This window comes from Nitrosospira sp. Is2 (assembly GCF_033095785.1).
Classification (GTDB): domain Bacteria; phylum Pseudomonadota; class Gammaproteobacteria; order Burkholderiales; family Nitrosomonadaceae; genus Nitrosospira.
This window is the reverse complement of record NZ_CP137134.1, coordinates 1723691-1745290: the sequence shown is the minus strand read 5'-3', so window position 1 is coordinate 1745290 and position 21600 is coordinate 1723691. Positions and strand designations below refer to the sequence as shown.

The following is a 21600-nucleotide window of genomic DNA, read 5'->3' as shown; positions in this document are numbered from 1 at the left end:
GAAGAAAACGTAGAGACAAACATGTGCACTGGCTCCGGACCTGATGCAACACTGCCCAAAGGACGGGACCCCGTACTGCGGTTGGTGCCCATGCCTACGGACACCAACTATGCGGGTGATGTCTTCGGCGGGTGGATCATGGCCCAGGTCGACATTGCCGGCAGCCTGCCGGCGATCCGGCGCGCACGAGGTCGGGTGGTCACGGTAGCTGTGAATTCCTTCGTGTTTAAGCAGCCCGTGTTTGTCGGCGACGTCGTGAGCTTCTATGCCGAGATCGTCAAGATCGGTCGCACCTCGATTACGGTCGATGTTGCGGTCTACGCCCAGCGCGGGCTGCGCGAAGGAAATAACGAAGTATGCCGCAGGGTGACCGAAGCGGTATTGACTTATGTGGCGGTGGACGAGAAACGCATACCGCGGATAGTTCCTCAGGAATGATCAACAAGGGATAACACGTGGTTGAAGGGGGTAACGTGAATAATACCAAATTCATCGTGCGCAAAGCCGCTGTTCTCGGCGCTGGAGTGATGGGCGCTCAGATTGCAGCCCACCTGGTGAATGCAAACGTCGAGACGCTGTTATTCGAGCTTCCTGCCGAGCAGGGCGAGCCCAATGCCAACGTAATAAAGGCGGTGGAGAACCTGAAAAAGCAGGACCCCGCGCCGTTGTCGTCTCCAGGCCGGGCGGTATCCATCCAGCCGGCGAACTATGCCGAGCACCTCGATTTGCTTCAAGATTGCGACATCGTGATCGAGGCCATCGCGGAACGCATGGACTGGAAACGCGATTTGTATGAGAAAGTCGCGCCGCACCTGGATGAACATACCATTCTCGCCAGCAACACGTCGGGCCTGTCGATTAATGAGTTGGCGCGGGCACTTCCCGAGACGTTGCGCCACCGCTTTTGCGGTATCCATTTCTTCAACCCGCCGCGTTACATGCATCTGGTCGAACTGATCGCCTGCGTCGAAAGCGACGCGCCCATGCTCGACAACCTGGAATCATTCCTGGTCACCTTCCTCGGCAAGGGCGTGGTCCGGGCAAAAGACACGCCCAATTTCATTGCCAACCGGATTGGCATATTTTCCATGCTCGCCACCATGCATCACGCGAGCCGGTTCGGTCTCGGATTTGGTGCAGTAGATGCTTTAACCGGTTCCCTGATTGGACGTCCAAAAAGCGCGACGTTCCGTACTGCCGATGTGGTAGGGCTGGATATCCTCGCGCATGTGATCGAGACCATGCGCAATACGCTTCCGCATGATCCATGGCACAAATACTTTATCGTACCCGACTGGCTGAAAGCTCGAATCAACAGTGGCGCGCTCGGGCAGAAAACCCGGCGTGGGATCTACCGGAAGGTTGGCAACGAAATACATGAACTGGATATTGCCCGGAAGGAGTACGTGCTGTCCAGGGCGACGGTTGAAGAGGGCATAAGGGAGTTGCTCAAACGCAAAAATCCGGCGGAGAAGCTGGCGGAACTGCGGAATGACTCAAGTCCGCAAGCGCAATTCCTCTGGGCCATATTCCGTGATGTATTCCATTATTGCGCCGTGCATCTCGAGGCGATCGCTGACAATGCGCGCGACGTCGATTTCGCCATGCGTTGGGGTTTCGGCTGGGATCAGGGGCCCTTCGAAATCTGGCAGGCAGCGGGCTGGAACGAAGTCGCCGGCTGGATAAGCGAGGATATTGCCTCAGGCAAAAGCATGAGCGACACGCCGTTGCCAGATTGGGTGAAGCACGCAGGGCAACGCACCGATCAAGGGGAAAACGGGGAGATAAGCTGGGGCGTGCACATGCCATATGGCTCCTACTCGCCTTCGTTGAATACCTTCCGGCCACGATCGACGCTGCCGGTCTATCGACGGCAGCTGTTTCCGGACCGGCTGCTGAACGAGCGAGCGGAGTACGGCGTAACGATATTCGAGACCGATGCGGTGCGGATGTGGCATACGGAGGGCGAACCGGGTCGGGAAGGAATTACGGATGACGGCGTAGCCATTCTCAGCTTCAAGAGCAAGATGCACACCATCGGCAACGATGTGCTGGATGGTGTTCAGCAAGCGCTAGACGAAGCGGAACGCAACTGGCGTGCCCTGGTGATCTGGCAAACAGAGCCACCCTTTTCCGCCGGAGCAAATCTTCAAAAGGCCACGGAACGCCTTAAAAGCGGTGAGCCGCCATCGGCATTCAGCCTGCTGGCGCGAAAGCTCAGGAAATCGGCGCAATCGGCCGTGCTCAAGGCAGCGCGAAGTCTTCATCTTGCCGACGCTTTGATGGCGGGAAAGCTGGCGGAAGTGGAGGCGATGGTGGCGCAGTTCCAGCAGACATCGCAGGACCTCAGGTATTCGATGATCCCGACGGTTGCAGCGGTGGATGGGCTCGCCCTGGGAGGCGGGTGCGAGTTCGTGATGCATTGCGATCGCGCGGTGGCAACCTTAGAAAGCTATGTCGGGCTGGTGGAAGCCGGGGTGGGGCTGCTGCCCGCGGGCGGGGGCTGCAAGGAACTGGCCCTGCGAGCCTCGCAGGAGGCAAAGGATGGCGATCCCTTTCCCCGGCTGAGAAACTACTTTCAGAATGTCGCAACCGCGCAATTGGGCAAAAGCGCCGAGCATGTGAAGGAATTGGGTTATCTGCGCCGGGACGACCCGATAGTGATGAACCGCTTCGAGTTGCTCTACGTCGCCAAGGCCCAGGCAGTGGCATTGGCTGAGACAGGCTACCGTCCGCCACTCAGGGCTCGCAGCATCCCCGTGGCTGGCTCCACCGGCATCGCCACCATTAAAGGCCTGCTCGTCAACATGCGCGAAGGCAACTTCATTTCCGAGCATGATTATCTGATCGGCTCCAAGATCGCTCATGTCATGTGTGGAGGCGAGCTGACGCCCGGCAGTCTGGTTGATGAGGAATGGTTCCTGGAACTGGAGCGCGCCGCTTTTATAGAATTGCTGGCGACCGAGAAAACACAGGCCCGCGTCGAGCATACGCTAAAGACAGGGAAGCCGTTGCGGAACTAACGGCAGTTGAAAGGCAACTGAACCAACAGGTGTCGATTCCTGTCATTCATGAACATCCAGCACATTCTGTTTATGAAGACGAGCATGCAGAAGACCGCGGCGGCTAAGATAGCGCAGGTTAGCGTAAGGAGATTTCCATGACGACCGATAAAATCCAGGATGCTTATATCGTCGCTGCCGTGCGCACTCCGGTCGGCAAGGCCCCTCGAGGCATGTTCAAAACCGTGCGCCCCGACGACATGCTGGCCCATGTATTGAAAGCAGCGGTGGACCAGTGCGCGGGGCTCGATCCTGCGGCAATCGATGACGTGATCGCCGGCTGCGCCATGCCCGAGGCGGAACAGGGCATGAACGTCGCCCGCATTGCGCTCCTGCTGGCAGGCCTGCCGGATAGCGTGCCGGGGATGACGGTCAATCGCTTTTGCGCATCGGGGCTGCAGTCCGTCGCACTCGCCGCGGATCGCATTCGCCTGGGCCATGCGGATGTGATCATCGGCGCCGGGACGGAAAGCATGAGCATGGTGCCCATGATGGGCAACAAGGTGTCATTTGACCCGGCGATATTTCAGCATGATGAGAACGTGGCGATCGCGTATGGCATGGGCCTAACGGGAGAGAAAGTCGCGGAGCGATGGCAGGTCAGCCGTGAGTCTCAGGATGAGTTTGCCGTGACCAGCCATGCAAGAGCGCTCAACGCTATCGCGACGGGGGAATTCAAGCAGGAAATCGCACCCTATACGGTGGAAGAGAAACGCCCTGATCTGGCTTCGCATGACATCCGCGAGGTATCGATCGTTCGAGATACCGACGAAGGACCGCGTCCCGGGACGACTCCCGAAGTGCTTTCCAAGCTGAAAACGGTATTCGCCGCCAACGGCTCGGTAACGGCAGGTAACAGCTCGCAGATGTCAGACGGCGCGGGAGCGGTCATCGTCGCAAGCGAAGCCGCGTTAAAACGTTTCAATCTTACCCCCATCGCCCGCTTCCTGGGTTACTCGGTAGCGGGTGTGCCGCCGGAAATCATGGGTATTGGGCCGATCAAGGCGATACCAAAAGCGCTCAGACAGGTTGGTTTAAAACAGGACGATCTCGACTGGATCGAATTGAATGAAGCCTTCGCGGCGCAGAGCCTCGCGGTAATCAACGAGCTGGGACTGGATCGCAGCAAGGTGAACCCGCTGGGTGGTGCAATTGCGCTTGGCCATCCGCTCGGCGCGACCGGCGCCATCCGTGTCGCGACATTGCTGCATGGGCTGCGACGGCACAACCAGAAATACGGAATGGTAACGATGTGCGTCGGTACCGGCATGGGCGCCGCCGGCGTGTTCGAAGCACTCTAGTGTCTGCTGATCGCGCTTGTCGTGTACTACCCTCGATTACCATGCCCCACGCAACCGTTGCGCATGGGATCGCGCGAGCTCGGACTCGATACGTCGAGCCTTCGCTTATTTCCCGGAATTAGTGTTAGTGCCGAAATAGACGTACCCTTTTTGGGGGACGCTCGCCTCTTTGAAGCGCTTGCGTTCGTCAAGGTCGAGTTTTTTATCCCACCAGATGGCCCGCGCCTCTCTCTGAGCTTGCGGCAGCCGCGGGTTTTTCTCAAATAATTCTCGTATGAACTTTGTGTGGTCGGATTCGTATAGTTCTGGCATTTGTTGCCTCCTTTCTTCGAGCTTTTTCCATTTTACACCAACCTAAAACTTTACCATATCCTCAAGCAGCATGGCTGAGCTCAGGCGCATGACTCAAGCAGGATTGCTCCGCTGCAGCCTGTCCACGAGCCGGGTGAACGGCAAAGCGAGTTCTGTTTCGAAATCGCGCGCTCGGGCCGGCAGGTTTTCCCACACACGTTTGCCGGGGCTGTGCTTGAAAGCGAAAGCGATCACATTTCCGTGCGGCTCGACTGTTACAGACGCAACGCGACCGTTAAAACTGTTCTCGATGCGCGTCATATAATCATGGAACCTCTTGTCTCTGCTGAGCAGATTGACCACCAATACGCCGTTTCGTTTCAGCGCATCGCGAGCGCTGTCATAGAAATCCGTCGTACAGAGCGCTGGCACCTGACAACCCTCGTCGAAACCGTCAACCATTACTACGTCGGCGATGTTCGGATGACTCGCGAGGTATTCGCTCCCTTCCTCGCTCCGCACCTGCAGACGGTCGTCATCAACGGGCACAAAAAAGTAACTGCGCGCCGCCGCCACGACTTCCGGGTTGATTTCAATTACGACCGTCCGGACCAACGGCAGGCGGTGATATACGAATTTGGCCAGAGAACCACCGCCGAGGCCGATCATCAGAATGTCTTGCGGATCAGGATGAAACAGCAGGAAACCCATCATGTACTTCGTGTAGGCGAGTTCCAGGTCGTTTGGCGCACTAAGGCGCATCGCGCTTTGAATCATGCTGCTGCCCAGGTGAAGGGAGCGTATGCCATCCTCCTCGCTCAACTCGACGGAGGGAAACATGGCCGAGCCCCATCGGGCACGCCTTCCTGGAAATCCCCGTACTAAACCCATGCGGTTCACTCAAAATGAAATGATGCTTTACAAGCCCGTATTTTTAGCCTAGTTTACATGACGCAGGACGCAATGGCCGGAGCAGACGAGGAAGTGATTGAAGGCATGAGGTTCGTCCTTTAAAGACGATCTGACGCCACATGTAAAGCTCATTCATAGGCTCTTCACGCGCACACGGCGCCGCCCGAGATACGTATGAACAAGTTTGCTATCGCGCTAATTACACTGGCATTACTTCTGACCGGTTGCGCGGGGTTCAGCCTAAAAGAAACGCGCCAAACCTATGGGGCAAAGTTCACCGGAACGCATCCGGTGCTGGCGAAATGCGTGTTGAATAAACTACAGTCAGATAGCCGATGGTTGATTCGCGGGTTGCAATACGATGTGCGCACGTATCGCGATATGGAAGCCACGGAAATCTACGCCTATCCGCGCGACTCGCTACCGGGCACGTATGCGCGTAACTCGCCTGAGAACCCTGATGCCGTGTTGAGTTACAACGCCCCGCAGCCCAGTATCCATGTATCCAGACAGGCTCCTGATCCCCGAGGCGACGTCAATCCCAACTATTCATTCGACCTGATGCTGAAGAGAACCGATAGCGAAACCGTATTTGCCACAATAAACGGGAAGAAATACGAGAGCGATGCCGCCTGGAACGCGCTAAAAGCGTGTGCCGCCCGCTGAGGTCACTATTCCCCCGCTTTCTCTTCCCTGTTTACCTGCATGCATTAGTCCAAACTGCATTGCTCCTTAAGCGCTCCAGCTATCGAAAATTGGGCCGCGTGTACGCACATGCAAGTTTTTTGGCATCGTCCGCGATAGAATGTCGTTCTACACGACTGTGGGCAGGTTCATCCGTGCAATTCATGAAGTTTGCTTGTCTATTACGGAACGTATACGTTCGGAGGGGAGCAGAGGCCATCCCGACCGACCGAGTCGTGCCTGGAAACAAGTATCGCAGAAAAATGTTGAGCGATAAGATACGACTATCCATACAACAATGGGCGGCGTGCCTCGCGGGACTGGCGTGGCTGCTGCTAACCCCATCGATTTTTGCCGGGGACTTTGAAGACGGAATGCAGTTCGTCCTCGCAAAGGATTACGCGAGAGCGGTGCAATCTTTCAGGAAAGCGGCGGACGACGGAAACGCCGATGCCCAGTTCAATCTGGGCGTCATGTACTCCAAGGGACGTGGTGTCGAGCAGGATTATGCACGCGCTGCGCATTGGTATCGAAAAGCGGCGGAGCAAGACGATGTGCCGGCGCAATCAATGCTGGGCTTCATGCATTTGAAAGGCCAAGGGGTTCAGCAGGACTATCAGCAGGCCCTGTTCTGGTACCTCAGGGCAGCGGGGCAAGGGTATGCCGTAGCCCAGCATAATCTCGGCGTCATGTATGCAAAGGGCCAGGGGGTGCCGCAGGATTATCAGCAGGCAGTGTCCTGGTATACGAAGGCGGCGGAGCAGGGGCACGCGCCCGCGCAAGCGATTTTGGGTTTCATGTATCTGAAAGGCCAAGGGGTGGAGGGGGACGATCGGCAGGCCGCCTCCTGGTATCTCAAAGCGGCCGAGCAGGGTTACGCAGATGCGCAGTACGCGCTCGGGGTGCTACATGCAAAAGGCCGGGGAGTTGCGCAGAGCGATTCGGAAGCCGTCTCCTGGTATCGGAAGTCGGCCGAACAGGGCAATGTCGACGCGCAGTTTAATCTTGGCCTCATGTATTCCGGAGGCACCGGTATTGGCCAGGACGATAAGCAGGCGGCGGGCTGGTATCGCAAGGCGGCTGAACAGGAAGACGCGCGCGCTCAGTTCAAGCTTGGCGTGGCGTATGCGAAAGGACGGGGAATAACGCAGGACGATTACGAGGCGGCTGCCTGGTACCGCAAAGGCGCTGAAGGAGGTTATGCGCCGGCGCAGTTCAACCTTGGGGTCATGTATGCCACTGGAAAAGGCGTTCTACAGGATGACCAGAAGGCCGTGGATTGGTACCGTCAGGCCGCTGAGCAGGGGGATCCGGATGCCCAGTTTAATCTGGGTGTGCGCTACGACAACGGCCGGGGCATCATAAAGAATGAACAGGAGGCATTAAACTGGTATCGCAAGGCGGCTGAGCAGGGCTATGGGAGGGCCCAGTACAGCTTGGGCGTGAAGTATGACAACGGCGAGGGGGTGCCCCAGGATTACGCCCAGGCCCTTTCCTGGTATCAAAAGGCTGCGGAGCAAGCCCATCTCGGTGCGCAAACTAACCTGGGGGTGCTGTACTATAAAGGCCACGGAGTTAAGCAGGACTACGTTGAAGCCGACAAGTGGTTCAGCATCGCCAGTGCAAGCGGCTATGAGGATGCGCTGGAAAACCGCGAATTGATGGAAAAACTCATGACACCGGTACAGGTCGCCGAAGCACATCGGCAAGCCGATGAATGGGCAAAAACAAAGAAATGATGTGACGCAACTGGAGTTGCAATGGCAGCGGAACAGGAAAGACGGTTGCGCTAAGCTCGCGCATCCACCCTGCCCACCCTGACTGACTGCTATTTGCTGCTCTTCTCCTTGGCTATGGGATTCTGTAAGGTGTAACCTTTCTCTTTCATCTTGTATCCACCGTAGACGCCGGCTCCGCCCGCCACCAGATACCAGCATCCGGAAAGAGCGGGAAGGACAGCCAAAACAACTGCCAGACGAATAATTCTCACGATTTTCATAATAATTCTATTATTTGAGGGCGGTAAAACAAGCATCGCGGTGAAATGTACGTCGGCAAACCGCGGGTTGTCAATTAAGCTGTGCAATATAATGGATTTGAGCTGTTAACACCAAATAGAGCAGAAAAAACGGAGCTAATACGTCCTTCGATTAACGAACCGCCGGTTAGAATCATCCCCCGTTCAGACGGGGTTTGAGGAGTAAACGAAGATGAAAGGTCTTTCGATCTCTGGTATGAAGCTAAGGCAGTTATTTATACTCGCGCTGGTCGTGCTGCTGCCCGCATGTCAATCAACCGAAACCCGACGTGCAGGCGGATTGATCGGCAGCATCGCCGGATCAATCGGGGGAAGCTACCTTGGCAGTTATCTCGGGGGAGGCACGGCAGGCCGGATTGTAGGTGCGATCGCGGGAGGCGTTGGCGGCTACTACCTCGGTTCGACTGTTGGCGGCTATCTTGGCAAGGACGATAAACAAAAGATGGCGGAGGCGTCGCAACGCGCGTACGAAACTGAAGAACCTCAGACCTTCAGCAATCCTAACAGCGGGGTGAGCGGCAAGGCCGAAGTTGTGCCATCCGCGCAGCCAGGCGATAATCGCGAGTGCAAGATCATCCGCCAGACGGTCGTGCTGAAAGACGGCAAGACCGTTACGGAGGACGTTAAAAGCTGCAAGGACGCGGGTTGAGCCGTTCGTGCCGCCATTGGTGGCATGATGCTGAACATCGATCCAGTGGCTTGACTGCGAAGAAAGAGGTGTTAGCTGAACAAATGCATGGCCTGTTAGTCTATTAATGCGTATGGAAGGAAGTGCTTGTTGTTATGAAAGACAGTGAACACCAATTAAACCAGCGAATGATTGAACTAAGACAGGAAATCTCCAGCCTCAGGCTGGAAGAATACAGGCGCTCGCAGGACATTCTTGGTGCGCTTGTTGCCGGCTTGCCCGCCGACACCCGTACAGAATTTTTTGAGTTGCTGGAAACACTTTCCCAAGCATCCCCGTCCGGTGACCGGCGGGGTTTCGACCGGCGGCGGGCCCTTGAGATTGTAAAAGAAGTTTGCAGGCCGGAAGACCTCGTCAAGCATACTGCGCAGTCTCATTATGAGCCTGACCGAAGAATAGGTGAAAGGCGGCAACTCGACCGAAGAAAGATGGCACGCAACGCCGGCAAACCCTGGACGGCAGAACAACTCACTGCCTTGCAAACCCTTGTGAGCCAGAATGTTCCGGTACGGCGAATCGGGCTTAAACTGGGACGGACGTCAGCCGCCATTCTGGCCAAAGCGAAAGAGATTGATTTGTCGCTGGACCCGCTCAATTAGGGATGCAAGCCTAAAATAGACCGAACACGGCTCCAACGGTCCGCTCATGGACGGACCTTGGTTTAACCAGAATTCCACTCCCATGTCAGGCGATCAATCCTTCTTGCGCCACTCGTTGCCGCGTTTCTCGTATTCCTTTTTAACCGCCGCCCAGGCGACCTTGTGCGCCGTCTCCTCCCGACTGGCGTCCCCGCGCCGCTCGTCCGGGTCCTTGTACTCATCCCACGCATTGTTGAAAGCCGCCCGGTATATTTCCTGGGCATGCTTCGGCAATACGTTCCTGACATTCTCCGGAAGGTCCTCCAACCTGTCGTATGGCATGGCTTTTCTCCTCAATGGTGACTTGTTGCCGACGGCGTATTTTTAGTATAGCGAGTTTGAGCAGGGGAGCGAGGTTGGGAGGACGAAGATCGACCTATTGTCGGTCCTGCGCTCGCTATTGCTGACACCGATGGGTATCGGAGTGCGACAGGACAGTCAGCACAACCGCCCAGCCTGCAGGTCTTTTCGAGGCCCCCCCTCCGCAAACACGAAGTCGTTTTAATTTCGTTCGCAAACGAACAGAAAATACCGGGATAGGGGGGGACAATTGGTTAAACGATGGGGTGGCTACGATCGCACTTGTAAAATCGCCCGGTTGTCTCCAGCACATTACGAACGGTCGGCCCATCTGGAGTTCCATCAGACGCGATAGCGTGCCGGGAAATTAAGGCAATCTACGGTATCTCCGAAAACGAAACAGGGAAGGAAATTTCCGTTTCAGAGGGAAAAAAATAAACGACCCAGTGAAACAAAACGAGGAGAAGCAAAATGACTATTGGAACCATTCTTGTGATTCTGCTGGTACTTGCGCTCGTCGGCGTGATTCCGACCTGGGGTTATAGCAGCGGCTGGGGTTATGGTCCCAGCGGTGGGATTGGATTAGTGTTGTTGATCGTTCTGATTCTGATCTTGACGGGCACGGTTTAGCTCGGGGAGTGGATAGTTAGATCTGCGTGCATCGAAAGCGATCTGCCGCGCTCAGGCGGTCTACATTTCCCTGCGCATTGCTGCTTTCCGGCACCCGCTCATAGGGCAGGACCGATAACAAAAACTCGTTGGCGCTGTTGGTCCCCGGATGGACGCGATCAGGACGCGGTAACGGCATTCCCGGCGCTGACCAATGACCGATGTTCGTCAGTTTGAGCTCTGAATCAGCGAATGGCGCGTTGGAGGATCGGCTCCCGCCCCTCTCAGGCCTTCCATCTTGCCTTCGGCTCAAGCACCAGCGCCCAAGATGCTGGACCGCGCAGATCCGTTTCGTGTATCTTTCTTAAGACGCCGGAAGCAAGAGCGCGGCTCCTTTTCGGATCAACCCAATGTATCAGCCGCGCGAGACCTCAGCGGTAGGCCTCAGGAAGACCTCATCAACAGCTCTAACTGGGCTATTATTGCCGTCCCTGCGTGGCATTGGATAGTGGGGTTGATCGTTCTGATTGTTGTGTTGACGGCGACGATATAGCTTGCCCGAATGGATAGGGGATCGCGGCTAAGGCTCTTCTAACGAAACCGCGTAGCCGGGGTATGAGCCTCGGTGAAGAGTAGGGGGAAGACGCCAGCCCCGAACGTCCAAAAACGGCGGGCAATTCCGGGTAATTCTATACGGTCGAACAAATCGCCACTTGGGCCGTCTCTTGCCGGGCAGAATGTACTTCAGGACACAATCACAACAGTTTAAAAATAGACACAGCGAGAAGACCTCCAACAATGGGACCGATCACCGGAATGTAGGCGTAGCTCCAGTCGCTGTCCCTTTTATTGGGTATGGGAAGTATGGCATGCATAATTCGGGGCCCCAAGTCACGAGCGGGGTTTATTGCGAAGCCCGTTGTTCCACCGAGCGATAAACCGATACCGAACACCAGCAAGGCCGCCGGCAAGGCGTCCAGTGATCCGAGGCTGCTCTGAGGGGCAACCATGTGTAAAATGCCGAACACCAATATAAACGTTCCTACAATTTCGGAGACTAAATTGTTTAAAGGATTCCGTATTGCCGGTCCGGTGCAAAACGCGGAAAGCTTGGCGTTGGCATCGTCCGTTTGTTCAAAATGTTGGCGATAAAGAATCCATACGAGTAACGCGCCGAGCATGGCCCCCAACATCTGTCCGGCAATGTAAACAGGCACGTCGCCCCATGCAAATTTACCAGCAGCAGCCAGAGCAATGCTGGCGGCAGGATTAATATGCGCGCCACTTACCGAAGAAACCGCGTACACACCGACGAATACTGCAACTCCCCATCCTAACGTAATGGCGATCCAGCCACTGTTATTGCCCTTTGTTTTACTCAGTACGACGTTGGCTACCACGCCATTCCCGAGTATGACCAGCAGGCAGGTACCTATCAATTCGCCGAGAAATGGGGTCATAGCAATTAAGAAATTTAGGGTTAAAAAACAAGCATACGCGTTTTAATGAGGATTGCCAGAAGGATTTGGATTCGCAGGGATGTGAATTCTTCAGCTAAATGTTCCGTCGGCATGATGTGTATGAGAATGACATTTATCGCCCCGCTACTAGCAGCAAATGTTTGTTGGAACATTCAAGGGCTTCAATCCTATGAAATCCTGAATTAGCAACATCTTTCTTGTTCCGGAGCGCGGTGCGCAGCAGCGTTTCCTAAGGTTAAAGATAGTTGATGAGGATGAGAAATCAAGGACAATGTTATCCGCACTTAGCTGTCTACGCATTGGGTGTATCCGAGTTCCGTGCGACTGTGTCCCAGTAGCGTATAAACATGCAAGCCGGAATAAGGCTTCGTAACCCCTTAGAGAAGGAACACAACTTGCACTCTGCATCGCATTTCGACCTGAAAATAAGCCAACGTATAAGCCAGAGATTAAGGCTTATCGGTACGCCCATACTCTTTTGCCTCACTCTTCTACTTGCGCCCCAACCAGTAGCCGGGGCAGGCAACGCTGAAAATCATACCGATCCATATGAAAGAGCGCTCCGAAATTGGCAGAATAAAGCGCCGCTTAGTGCAAAAATAATAAAGGGAAGGAGTGCGACCTTTGGAGACCGCCCGTGGCAGGTTGGGCTATTAAACGCGTCAATTCCGGATCCCCTTTACGCCCATTTCTGTAGTGGAACTCTTATTACTGATCAGTGGGTGCTCACCGCCGCACATTGTGTTGCTCGCCGGCAAGCAACAGAATTAATTGTCTTAACAGGTACTAATAGCCTGAATTTTGGAGGCCGAAAGAAAAAAGTAATTTCAGTCGTTGTGCACGGGGCCTATGATCCGCAGACCCTTGAGAACGATCTTGCACTGCTGTTTCTCGATAGCCCTACCGCTATTGTTCCTCCCCAATTCCCTTCTATTGAGGTGGAGCAGCGCCTAATTGATGACCAGGAAAAAGTTAAAATTGGCGGATGGGGTAACACCTACGACTTCGGCGTCAAATCACTGGATTTAATGGAAACGGAAGCACCGTTAGTACCTCCCGAACTCTGCTCTGCGCCTGATTCTCACGGTCAGTCGCTTAAAGCCACCATGTTATGTGCCGGATATGAAGATGGAAGAACCGACGCATGTGATGGGGACAGTGGAGGACCCGCCACGGTTCGTCAGTATGGTCAAGAGCTTTTAATCGGCGTTAAAAGCTGGGGAGATTGCGGAGCCCCAAAGAAATACGGGCTCTTCACCCGCATTGCCCCGTATGTAGGATGGCTCAGGGCGAATACACATTCGGGGTTAATTCGTACCCAGACTGAATACCTTTGGCCGGAGTCGTTGGTAGCACCAGCTCGCAGAGTTCCATAGCTTACGGATTGGAGAGAAATATTAAGGCTTCTTTCGCAAGACTCCCTGCTTAATTCAATCCACGTACTAAAATTCTCTAATAAGAGAATCAATCTATCTGGTAGCGGCTTGGCAAACCATTGAGGAGGTGCACATGAACGCACATTTTGATTCAACGGCACAGACAAACCATCCTAGGTCTTATTTGACCTTCCAGGATGTTCTGGAAACGGTGAGCCATGAACCGGGACAAGGCCGCCTGCTTGATCAGATCGAAAAAATTCTGAGGGTCCAGCAGCGGGAACGCCTAGATGTCATTCTGTCGCAAGTCGCGGAAGACCAACTCCTGCCGGTGCAGGTCTTGCTCGAGCGCGATCTGCCACAGAGGGGAAAAAGCAATTCGGCCTATAACCGCTTCTTGATTCCCTCCTGGAAAAAATACGACGACATCTATTGGCAATCGCTAATCGACTATACGATCCTCGCACTTCGTACGTTCAAGGAAATTCACTTCTGCGCCATGCGTGGGAAGCTGGTGCTGCATTATTTTGATATTCCCGGTGGGACGCCCCGGATTCAGGATGTCATCCGAAGACTGGTCTGGCTGATCGATAATGAACATTTGTCCGTCGACTTTACGCGATCCCGGTGGATGGAAAACTGGCGTCATACTGTGGCGAGCATGAGCCGCGAGGAAGTACTCACGGCTGCCGGCATCCTCGAGATCGTCCCTAAATTGTTGCTAAGTCCAGAGTAGATAGCCCGGGCTGGGATCTTTACACAGGGAACGTCAACGGGAGAAATTTCTTTAAGTCTCCCAAAAACGGAGAAGTACATGGGATGAACCCCAACAATCAAAAATACGGTGCTAAAGGCGCGACCCGGAATCCCTCACCCGCCTGTACCTAACCTTTCTTGAAGTCGCCACCGGCGAACAATGTCGGCCACATTAGCGGCATTGGCTATATTTTCGTTCCATAGCGCCGCATATGGCACGTCGGCACTGTGAGGCCGCCGCTCTTCCGGGTCACTGAATCTAACGCGAACAGCGACTTCAGTTCCTTCCCCACGATCAAGGCTTCCGGAGCACAGAGCGTGGGGAGCACTTTGACTAAGCTACGAACCGCATCCGGCAGAGCACGCTGGACGAAAGTCTGATCTTGCTCGTTACTCATCCGAAGTGCAATCAGCGTATTGCATTGCGATCAGATCGTTTCATCCAGCTCGGATGGTCGCTGCGATACAAGTCCCAGCGAGACATCGTATTTTCGACCCTCCTTTGCAACCCGCGCCAACGCGTGTTTGTATGCTGGAAGGCAGCGCGTCGCTTCTAGGTGCATATCGATGCGCCTCTTTGCAAACAGCAGGATCGTCACTTTTACAGGACGAGGGCTCCATACAGCGAAGTCAAAAATCATCCGACAAAGCACAGAAACTACCATCCACGACATCTGCAGGCACGCCGGATAAGTCGACGATTGAGACAATTTAGCAATGTTCGCAGTCAAACCCAGCCTAGCCATTTTGCGATTCGTGCACCAACAACCGCCGCTAAGACTTCCGTGATCCAGCTGAAAATCTTTGCAGAAAATACGAACCTACCGGCTTTGAAGCCAGGCGGTCCCTTGATAAATGAATGGGTCATATCTTCACCAGCTTCGGCAATATCCTCAGCATTATAACCGCTCCCAGGGCTTATAAAGACAAGATCGCCGATTAAATGCATCTTTCCAGGATGTCCAGACCCTGTTTGGCGATTGCGTGATCGATATTTAATGAAGGAAGTAAAAGTAGCGCTGAGCCTTCGGCTGTAATTAAAAGACCTTTTCGTTGACACTTGGCTTGGATGTCAGAAGCATAATCGTCAGTGTCCAATTCTAAGCCAATAGCCATACCGGCAATGCTGTGGTTTGCGACGCCTTTAAAGCGCATCTGTGACAAGCGGGAGCGGAAATATTCGCTCATCTCATTGACTATACCCAGGAGCTGTTTCTGATGTGTCGTTATGTAATGAATCGTGGCAATCGCAACATGCACGCTTCGAGGATGCCACCCATAGGTAGAGTAGTAACTGCCATTTTCTTCCATTGATTTTGCAACCGCTGCCGTAGTTATAGTCGCCCCCAATCCTCCCAGACCACCTGTGACTGCTTTGGCGATGCACATGATATCAGGCTCAAGATGATAACGTTCTGAAGCGAATAATGTTCCTGTCCTTCCGAAGCCGGTTGCCACCTCGTCCATAATTAATAGCGTACCGTATCTCCTGCATAACTTGACGAGCTCGGTCATAAATTCCATCTCGGGAATAAGCACTCCGAGATTGACGCTGATCGGCTCCATGATGAATGCCGCAAACTCTTCAGTTTTCAGAAACTTGTCAATACGCTCGAGGGCTTCATTATCTAGCGGTAGTTCGACCTTGTAGCAATGAGGCAGCAGATTCCTGCATTGCTGCCTATTCTTCGAATCCGCTACACTCAACCCGCCAATCGCATTTCCATGATAGCTGCCCTCCAGGGAGAGAAATTTCTGACGGCCCGTATGCACCATGGCTGCCTGCAACGCGATATCCACGGCTTCTGAGCCCCCGGTAGCCCGGAAGCTTTTCATAAGCTTGCCCGGCGATATCGAAGCCAGTAATTCAGCAAGTTCGGTCCAAGGCCCATATGAGTGCCCAGGAAACACATAATCTGGCCCATCGAACTCCGCGGCGGCGTTTGTAAGCACTTCATTGCCCCAACCGAAGTTGCCGACACACCAGCCCATTACGAAATCGATATATTTCCTGCCTCGATCATCAAAGATAAAGCTCCCATCCGCCTTCGTTACTTGCAGCGCGCCGGGTATTTTTCTGCCCAAGAAACGTTGTTCTCTGGAAGCCATCACATGCTCCGTCTTGTCATTTTTCCTGCCAATGTTGAGCCTTCTCGCTTTCTCGATGTAATCATTACGCCTGCTGTCTCTAACAGAGAACCTCCCGCATGGTTATCGTTCCGCAGACGAACCCGCCGCGGCCACTCAACCGTCATCGGTTAATTTAATATAGATCAGCCGAAAAGGATTACGAGCGTATTGATGACGAGGCTGACTCTGGGAAAACCCTAAGCTCCCCCGTCAAAAAGACAGTTAGACAGTTAGACAGTTCAGACGGTCTAGTGGATGACGTCCCCCCAATTCTGCTGGGATTCAAAACTAGAGTCGGGCCACTTCTGGCAGTCTGACCTGGTTGGATTTAACGTATTCGCTTGGGGTCAGCTTTCCGAGCGAACCGTGGGGTCTGTGATCATTATAGTCGCGTCGCCACGCTTCGATGATACGCTTTGCCTGCTCCAGGGATTCGAATTCATGAGCATTCAGACATTCATCGCGTAGCCTGCCATTGAATGACTCGCAAAGCCCGTTGTCCGTAGGCTTTCCAGGGCGCGTGAAGTCAAGCTGCACCTTGTTCTCCCAAGCCCAAGAGTCCAGTGCTCTGGAAGTAAATTCGGTGCCATGGTCTACGGTGATGCATGCTGGCAGGCGAACTGTCTTACCAACCCGACTGAGCGCCTCAACCACGCTGCTGCCGGTTAACCGAAATCCCACCTCTAATACCGGGCTCTCACGACTCCAGTTATCGACGACCGTCAGGACCCGGAACGGTTGCCCATTGACCAGTTGATCGTGCACGAAATCCAGGCTCCAGCGCTGTCCTGGCGCTGTGGGCGTCGGTGCCGGCCCACGGCGCAGGCTCATACGCTTCTTCCGGCGTACCCGCATGCGCACTTGAAGACCTTCCAGACAATACAACCTATGGACACGTTTGAGATTGACATGCCAGCCCTCACGCCGAAGCAGGACGTGAATGCGCTCGTAACCAAACCGTGGACGGCTCATGGCAATGTCGCCAATGCGCATGCGCAATCCTGACTGATCCTGCGCCGTACTCTTGCGGTGCCAACTACCGCGAGAGAAATTGCCTAGCCGACACGCCCGCTCAACGCTCACCTTGCATATATCGATGATCCATTGAACAACTTCCCGGCGGCGTGCCGGCGTCAGACCTTTTTTCGGATGACCTCCTGCAGGATGTTCTTGTCCAGCGTCAGATCAGCCACCACACGCTTCAATCTTGCATTCTCTTCCTCGAGCTGGCGCAACCGCCTGACCTCGCTGCCACCCAGGTCGCCGTACTTCTTCTTCCAGATGTAGAACGTCGCTTCGGATATGCCAAGGCTGCGGCACGTCCCTCACTGGCGTGCCGGCTTCTGCCTGTGTTAATGCATATGCCACCTGCACTTCGGTGAATCGGGATTTCTTCATCGCTTCAAACTCCTTCAATAGGGGGAGCCAAATGCGACTTTACTCTAATTTAGAACTACCCCAGTTTTGGGGATGACGTCAAAGGGATGCCATTTTTTGCGTATTCCGGGGGGAACTGCAGTTAGGACTTAAGGTCCGCAATACATAAGCAGCGTATTATGATAACAATCAAAACACGTGACTTTTATTTATAGTAATACTGAGTACAATTCAACTCCGAAGCTTCTTCATGTATTGCTCAGGGTTCCATCTAGCATAAAACTAGAGTTTCCCTAATGTTCCAATGTCATGAACCGCATCAGTATGGAGCGGCTTTCACTTAATCCATTTCATTGGAGTCTACCTATCATGGAAAAAGAAATAAGGAAGTTTTTAACTTCCATATCCATGTTGGGCCTGCTGGCCTCCTGCACCGAGACCGGTACGCTCGAAGCAAGGAATGACAATGCGAGCATGGCCGCACAAAGTATCAGAACTTTTGTCGACCACGACGAGCTCGCCAGGCGGTATGAAAACCGAGCCAGGAAACTGCTGGAAATAGCAGCGGAACACGAGAAACGGCTCCAGTATTACGAGGACAAAAGCTACCTCTACGGGAGACACGTGCAGAATTCACAGTCGCGTGCCACCGCTCTAGTGCAACAATACAAGCGCGAGGCGGAGAAAGCCACCGAAGCTGCTTTTCACCACAGGATGGCGTCGCAACTGTCGAAACGCGATTATATTGCTTCGAGGGCCTCACATTGATTTGGATTGGCTCAGGAGCTCAGCGGTGAAGCTGGCTAGAACTGGATGAAACAGTACGACTTGATTCTGTGGCACGGGCCCCAGGTTAGCTGTTCGCATCTCATTGGAGATCTCTTTTGAATGCCGCTACATATTGAAACACCACTAATTGAATCCCGCTCGATAAGCCATAAAGTGGGCCAATCCATTTGGCTGAAAATGGAATCCGCGCAGCCATCCGGCTCTTTCAAGACCAGAGGAATCGGGTATGCATGCGAAGAATATTTAAAACGAGGAGCAAAACGCTTCATTGCGTCATCAGGCGGGAATGCGGGGCTCGCGGTCGCTTTTGCTGGGCGGCGTCTTTCGGTTCCTGTAATCGTCATCGTGCCGGAGACAGCCTCAAAGCGGGCGGTAAATTTAATGTGTTTAGAGAACGCGGAAGTTATAGTCCAGGGGAAGTCTTTGGACGAAGCACACCGATTTGCACTGTCGCTCATGCAACCTGCCGATGCATATATACATCCTTTCGATGACCCGCTGATTTGGAGAGGTCATGCCAGTCTAATTGATGAAATATTCCGTGCTGGTCTAAAGCCTGATGCGATCGTTCTGTCAGTTGGGGGCGGCGGTCTCCTGTGCGGTGTTATAGAAGGATTGAAGCGGAATGGAGGTGCCGATATACCTGTCATCGCTGTTGAGACTGAAGGTGCAGACTCCTATGGGAAATCCTTAAACGCAGGATTCCTTATCGAGCTTGCAAATATATCGAGTATTGCGACGACGCTAGGAGCGCGCATAGTTTGTGAACAAGCATTGGCATACTCAAGAGAGCACTGTATCCAAAGCGTTGTGTTGCCGGACCGGATGGCCGTTTCTGCTTCTTTGCAGTTTTTGCGAGATCATGGAATTGTGGTTGAGCCTGCGTGCGGCGTTGCGCTTGCTGCAGTCTACGAAAAAGTTGCGGCGTTATCAGGATATAAAACGGTATTGGTTATCGTGTGTGGCGGCGTTGGTTCTACCGCTGATCATTTAGTCGAGTTGTCACGTCTGGAATGTGACGCAATATAGCGTTGCGCTCTATCGCTAGTCCGTACCGCCAAGGCTGATATAAAAAGATAGGAAGTAGCCTAGTATGGGAAAGTTGGACAGTAACAGAATTGCATCCCATCCACATCGTGCCAAAGATGCCCGACTCAGCATTCGGAAAGGACGATTTCGTGCCAGACTGAACACTGTTACATTGTTCAGTGAGGATAGCAAGCGTGGCTGCACTTGCGGCAGAAGAGAAGGCTCCGGTCCAAAGAAATCGATGAGCCCGTACGGGGAGAAAACATCCGTCATCCGTGTTCCTGCCAGCCTCAAGTCCGATGTCCTGGTTTATCTCGAGCCCTTTCGCAAGGCGTCAAGCCAGGACAACAATAGCACCGACGCCGAGTTTCCCCAGGCCATCTCCAATCCCCGGCCGCTTCCGCGTCCCATTTATAGCGGCAAGATACTGGCCGGCCAGTCCCGCTTTCCATCCCCTGCTCAGGACTACGAGCAGAAGACGCTCGACTTGAATGATCGCTTCATTGCCAACCCGCCCGCTACCTTCTTCTTTACGGTCAAGGGCGATTCCATGATCGGGGCCGGCATCTTCGATGGCGCAACATTGATCGTCGACCGCTCGCTTAGGCCCAAGTCCTCCAACATTGTCATTGCCGACGTGGATGGGGAATGGATGGTCAAGCGCCTGTACAAGCGCAGCGGGGTCATCAAGCTCCTGTCAGAGAACCCCCTCAACGAGCCGATTGTCCTGAAGGAAGGGCAGGAGCTGGTCATCTTCGGCGTGGTGACCTATGTCATCAACGAAGCCAAGTAGACCTGTCCTTGCACTGGCTGATGCCAATTCCTTCTATGCCTCGTGCGAGAAAGTCTTCCGACCTGATCTCAGGAATTCACCTGTAGTCGTTCTCTCCAATAACGATGGCTGTGTCATTGCCCAAAGCAGGGAAGCCAAGGCGTTGGGGATCAGGATGGCAGGCCCATGGTTTGAAGTGGAAGAGCAGGCAAAAGAGATAGGGGCGGTTGCCTTCTCCTCCAACTATGAGCTGTACGCCAACATGAGCAACCGCTTCATGGCCACGTTAAGCCAGTTCAGCCCCAGACAGGAAGTCTATTCCATTGACGAGTGCTTCCTCGACTGACCGGCATCAAGCGGGACCTCGTAGCCGATGGGCGCGAGATAAAAGAGACGGTGACGCAATGGACGGGACTGCCGATATGCTAAGGATAGGCCACAGCAAGACACTGGCCAAGCTTGCAAACCACTACGCCAAAAAGCAGCCCCAACTGAACGGTGTGTGCGATTTCACCCAGATGAGCAATGTCGAAATGGATGCGGTAATGGAGAAGCTTCCGGTCTCTTCCGTCTGGGGAATAGGTCGAAGGCTGGAGAACAGCCTTAAAGCATTGGGCGTGGAAAACGTGTTGAGACTCAAGCGAGCCAATCTCAGGAGGATTCGGGACAGGTTTGGCACCGTCATACAGCGCACCATGCAGGAACTCAATGGTGAGCCGTGGCTCGAGCTGGAAGAGGCGGCAGTCATTGCGAAGCAAGTCATGAGCTCGCGCTCGTTCGGGCAAAGGGTGGAGAGCCTGCAGGAGCTACAGGAAGCGATCAGCTATCATGCTGCCAACGCCGCCCAGCGGCTGCGCAAGCAGGGCCTATTTGCCAGCGCCGTTTCTGTATTCATCCAGAACAGCCCCTTCGATCAGGCAGAGTTCTATGGCCGAACCGAGACCATTGCTCTTCCAGCACCCACGGAATGCAGTCGCAAATCACGAATGCGGCGCTGTGGCTGTTGAAGAGGATATACCTGCCCGAAGTGTACTACCAGAAGTCGGGAGTAATGCTGTCGGAACTGGTCCTGCAAGAAGGTCGGCAAATAGATATGTTCGCATACTCGCCGAGCGGCAACAAATCAGGCCGGTTGATGGACACCGTGGATCGTATCAACGGGAAGTACCGGCGCAGCACCATTCATCTTGCCTCGGAGGGAGTCGACAGTACGTGGTCCATGCGGCGCAGCTTCAAAAGCCCGAACTACACGGGAGACTGGAGCGAGTTGCCAGTGGTGAGATAATACGGAATGCCCGAGCTCGGAAAGAGCGTGTTACCAATAACAAAGGCAAAGGCCGCAATTAACTTGAGGATAGTAGCCCGTT

General features: G+C 54.0%; 23 protein-coding genes and 1 pseudogene. 16 read left to right on the top strand and 8 right to left on the bottom strand.

Annotated features, from left to right (window positions below; genetic code table 11):
- Nucleotides 1-21 precede the first annotated feature (21 nt).
- The 3 genes from R5L00_RS07745 to R5L00_RS07735 all read left to right on the top strand — a co-directional run bounded on the left by R5L00_RS07745 (nt 22) and on the right by R5L00_RS07735 (nt 4363).
- Nucleotides 22-438 (top strand): acyl-CoA thioesterase, encoded by a 417-nt coding sequence (locus R5L00_RS07745; RefSeq protein ID WP_107694461.1) that lies wholly within the window; start codon nt 22-24, stop codon nt 436-438.
- A gap of 89 nt (nt 439-527) precedes the next feature.
- Entirely contained in the window at nt 528-3023 is a 2496-nt protein-coding gene (locus tag R5L00_RS07740) for a 3-hydroxyacyl-CoA dehydrogenase/enoyl-CoA hydratase family protein (protein ID WP_411555613.1), read from the top strand.
- A gap of 137 nt (nt 3024-3160) precedes the next feature.
- Complete coding sequence (locus R5L00_RS07735; RefSeq protein WP_317654056.1) at nt 3161-4363, top strand: acetyl-CoA C-acyltransferase; 1203 nt, start codon at nt 3161-3163, stop codon at nt 4361-4363.
- Nucleotides 4364-4468: 105 nt separating this feature from the next.
- Here R5L00_RS07735 and R5L00_RS07730 read toward each other — a convergent pair whose 3' ends face one another.
- Together R5L00_RS07730 and R5L00_RS07725 are read right to left on the bottom strand one after the other, a co-directional pair.
- Nucleotides 4469-4675, bottom strand: a complete 207-nt coding sequence (locus R5L00_RS07730; protein ID WP_107694459.1) for a DUF3460 family protein — start codon at nt 4673-4675, stop codon at nt 4469-4471.
- 93 nt (nt 4676-4768) lie between these two features.
- A complete protein-coding gene (locus R5L00_RS07725) occupies nt 4769-5494 on the bottom strand; it encodes a polyamine aminopropyltransferase (RefSeq protein WP_317654055.1) in 726 nt (241 codons plus the stop codon).
- A 246-nt stretch (nt 5495-5740) separates the two neighbouring features.
- Between R5L00_RS07725 and R5L00_RS07720 the strand changes: the two genes are divergently transcribed.
- Together R5L00_RS07720 and R5L00_RS07715 are read left to right on the top strand one after the other, a co-directional pair.
- Nucleotides 5741-6232: a hypothetical protein gene (locus tag R5L00_RS07720; protein WP_317654054.1), complete on the top strand. Its 492-nt coding sequence runs from the start codon at nt 5741-5743 to the stop codon at nt 6230-6232.
- 281 nt (nt 6233-6513) lie between these two features.
- Nucleotides 6514-7989, top strand: a complete 1476-nt coding sequence (locus R5L00_RS07715) for an SEL1-like repeat protein (RefSeq protein WP_317654052.1) — start codon at nt 6514-6516, stop codon at nt 7987-7989.
- A gap of 89 nt (nt 7990-8078) precedes the next feature.
- Here the strand turns inward: R5L00_RS07715 and R5L00_RS07710 are convergent, their stop codons facing one another.
- Nucleotides 8079-8249, bottom strand: a complete 171-nt coding sequence (locus R5L00_RS07710; RefSeq protein WP_317654051.1) for a hypothetical protein — start codon at nt 8247-8249, stop codon at nt 8079-8081.
- A 235-nt stretch (nt 8250-8484) separates the two neighbouring features.
- Here R5L00_RS07710 and R5L00_RS07705 point away from each other — a divergent pair, with 235 nt between their 5' ends.
- Together R5L00_RS07705 and R5L00_RS07700 are read left to right on the top strand one after the other, a co-directional pair.
- On the top strand, nt 8485-8937 hold the full coding sequence (locus tag R5L00_RS07705; RefSeq protein ID WP_317654049.1) for a hypothetical protein: 453 nt from the start codon (nt 8485-8487) through the stop codon (nt 8935-8937).
- 134 nt (nt 8938-9071) lie between these two features.
- Entirely contained in the window at nt 9072-9575 is a 504-nt protein-coding gene (locus R5L00_RS07700) for a hypothetical protein (protein ID WP_317654047.1), read from the top strand.
- Between the two features lie 93 nt (nt 9576-9668).
- On the opposite strand, the gene chaB is transcribed toward R5L00_RS07700, so the two are convergent.
- Complete coding sequence (gene chaB / locus R5L00_RS07695) at nt 9669-9896, bottom strand: putative cation transport regulator ChaB (RefSeq protein ID WP_107694454.1); 228 nt, start codon at nt 9894-9896, stop codon at nt 9669-9671.
- Between the two features lie 489 nt (nt 9897-10385).
- Here chaB and R5L00_RS07690 point away from each other — a divergent pair, with 489 nt between their 5' ends.
- Nucleotides 10386-10544, top strand: coding sequence for a DUF3309 family protein (locus R5L00_RS07690; protein ID WP_107694453.1), 159 nt, complete (start codon nt 10386-10388; stop codon nt 10542-10544).
- A 734-nt stretch (nt 10545-11278) separates the two neighbouring features.
- On the opposite strand, the gene R5L00_RS07685 is transcribed toward R5L00_RS07690, so the two are convergent.
- On the bottom strand, nt 11279-11983 hold the full coding sequence (locus R5L00_RS07685; RefSeq protein WP_317654046.1) for an MIP/aquaporin family protein: 705 nt from the start codon (nt 11981-11983) through the stop codon (nt 11279-11281).
- Nucleotides 11984-12399: 416 nt separating this feature from the next.
- Between R5L00_RS07685 and R5L00_RS07680 the strand changes: the two genes are divergently transcribed.
- Both R5L00_RS07680 and R5L00_RS07675 read left to right on the top strand, forming a co-directional pair.
- The gene (locus R5L00_RS07680) at nt 12400-13380 is read left to right on the top strand and encodes a serine protease (protein WP_317654044.1); all 981 of its coding nucleotides are present in this window, start codon (nt 12400-12402) and stop codon (nt 13378-13380) included.
- Nucleotides 13381-13513: 133 nt separating this feature from the next.
- On the top strand, nt 13514-14116 hold the full coding sequence (locus R5L00_RS07675) for a hypothetical protein (RefSeq protein ID WP_107694450.1): 603 nt from the start codon (nt 13514-13516) through the stop codon (nt 14114-14116).
- A 747-nt stretch (nt 14117-14863) separates the two neighbouring features.
- On the opposite strand, the gene R5L00_RS07670 is transcribed toward R5L00_RS07675, so the two are convergent.
- The 3 genes and pseudogenes from R5L00_RS07670 to R5L00_RS07660 all read right to left on the bottom strand — a co-directional run bounded on the left by R5L00_RS07670 (nt 14864) and on the right by R5L00_RS07660 (nt 17664).
- On the bottom strand, nt 14864-15085 hold the full coding sequence (locus R5L00_RS07670; protein WP_317654043.1) for a hypothetical protein: 222 nt from the start codon (nt 15083-15085) through the stop codon (nt 14864-14866).
- The gene (locus R5L00_RS07665) at nt 15076-16245 is read right to left on the bottom strand and encodes an aspartate aminotransferase family protein (protein WP_317654042.1); all 1170 of its coding nucleotides are present in this window, start codon (nt 16243-16245) and stop codon (nt 15076-15078) included. The genes R5L00_RS07670 and R5L00_RS07665 overlap by 10 nt, the downstream gene beginning before the upstream one ends.
- Before the next feature lie 309 nt (nt 16246-16554).
- Nucleotides 16555-17664 (bottom strand): annotated as a pseudogene (locus tag R5L00_RS07660) (IS3 family transposase).
- Nucleotides 17665-18012: 348 nt separating this feature from the next.
- On the opposite strand from R5L00_RS07660, the gene R5L00_RS07655 reads away from it, so the two are divergent.
- The 6 genes from R5L00_RS07655 to R5L00_RS15850 all read left to right on the top strand — a co-directional run bounded on the left by R5L00_RS07655 (nt 18013) and on the right by R5L00_RS15850 (nt 21518).
- Complete coding sequence (locus R5L00_RS07655; protein WP_317654041.1) at nt 18013-18411, top strand: hypothetical protein; 399 nt, start codon at nt 18013-18015, stop codon at nt 18409-18411.
- Nucleotides 18412-18531: 120 nt separating this feature from the next.
- Nucleotides 18532-19461: a pyridoxal-phosphate dependent enzyme gene (locus R5L00_RS07650; protein ID WP_317654040.1), complete on the top strand. Its 930-nt coding sequence runs from the start codon at nt 18532-18534 to the stop codon at nt 19459-19461.
- Between the two features lie 241 nt (nt 19462-19702).
- Nucleotides 19703-20254, top strand: coding sequence for a translesion error-prone DNA polymerase V autoproteolytic subunit (locus R5L00_RS07645; RefSeq protein ID WP_317654039.1), 552 nt, complete (start codon nt 19703-19705; stop codon nt 20252-20254).
- On the top strand, nt 20232-20579 hold the full coding sequence (locus R5L00_RS15860) for a hypothetical protein (protein WP_411555600.1): 348 nt from the start codon (nt 20232-20234) through the stop codon (nt 20577-20579). Before R5L00_RS07645 ends, R5L00_RS15860 begins: the two co-directional genes overlap by 23 nt.
- A gap of 58 nt (nt 20580-20637) precedes the next feature.
- The gene (locus R5L00_RS15855; RefSeq protein ID WP_411555599.1) at nt 20638-21240 is read left to right on the top strand and encodes a hypothetical protein; all 603 of its coding nucleotides are present in this window, start codon (nt 20638-20640) and stop codon (nt 21238-21240) included.
- A complete protein-coding gene (locus R5L00_RS15850) occupies nt 21237-21518 on the top strand; it encodes a DUF4113 domain-containing protein (RefSeq protein ID WP_411555598.1) in 282 nt (93 codons plus the stop codon). Before R5L00_RS15855 ends, R5L00_RS15850 begins: the two co-directional genes overlap by 4 nt.
- The last annotated feature ends 82 nt before the right edge of the window (nt 21519-21600 follow it).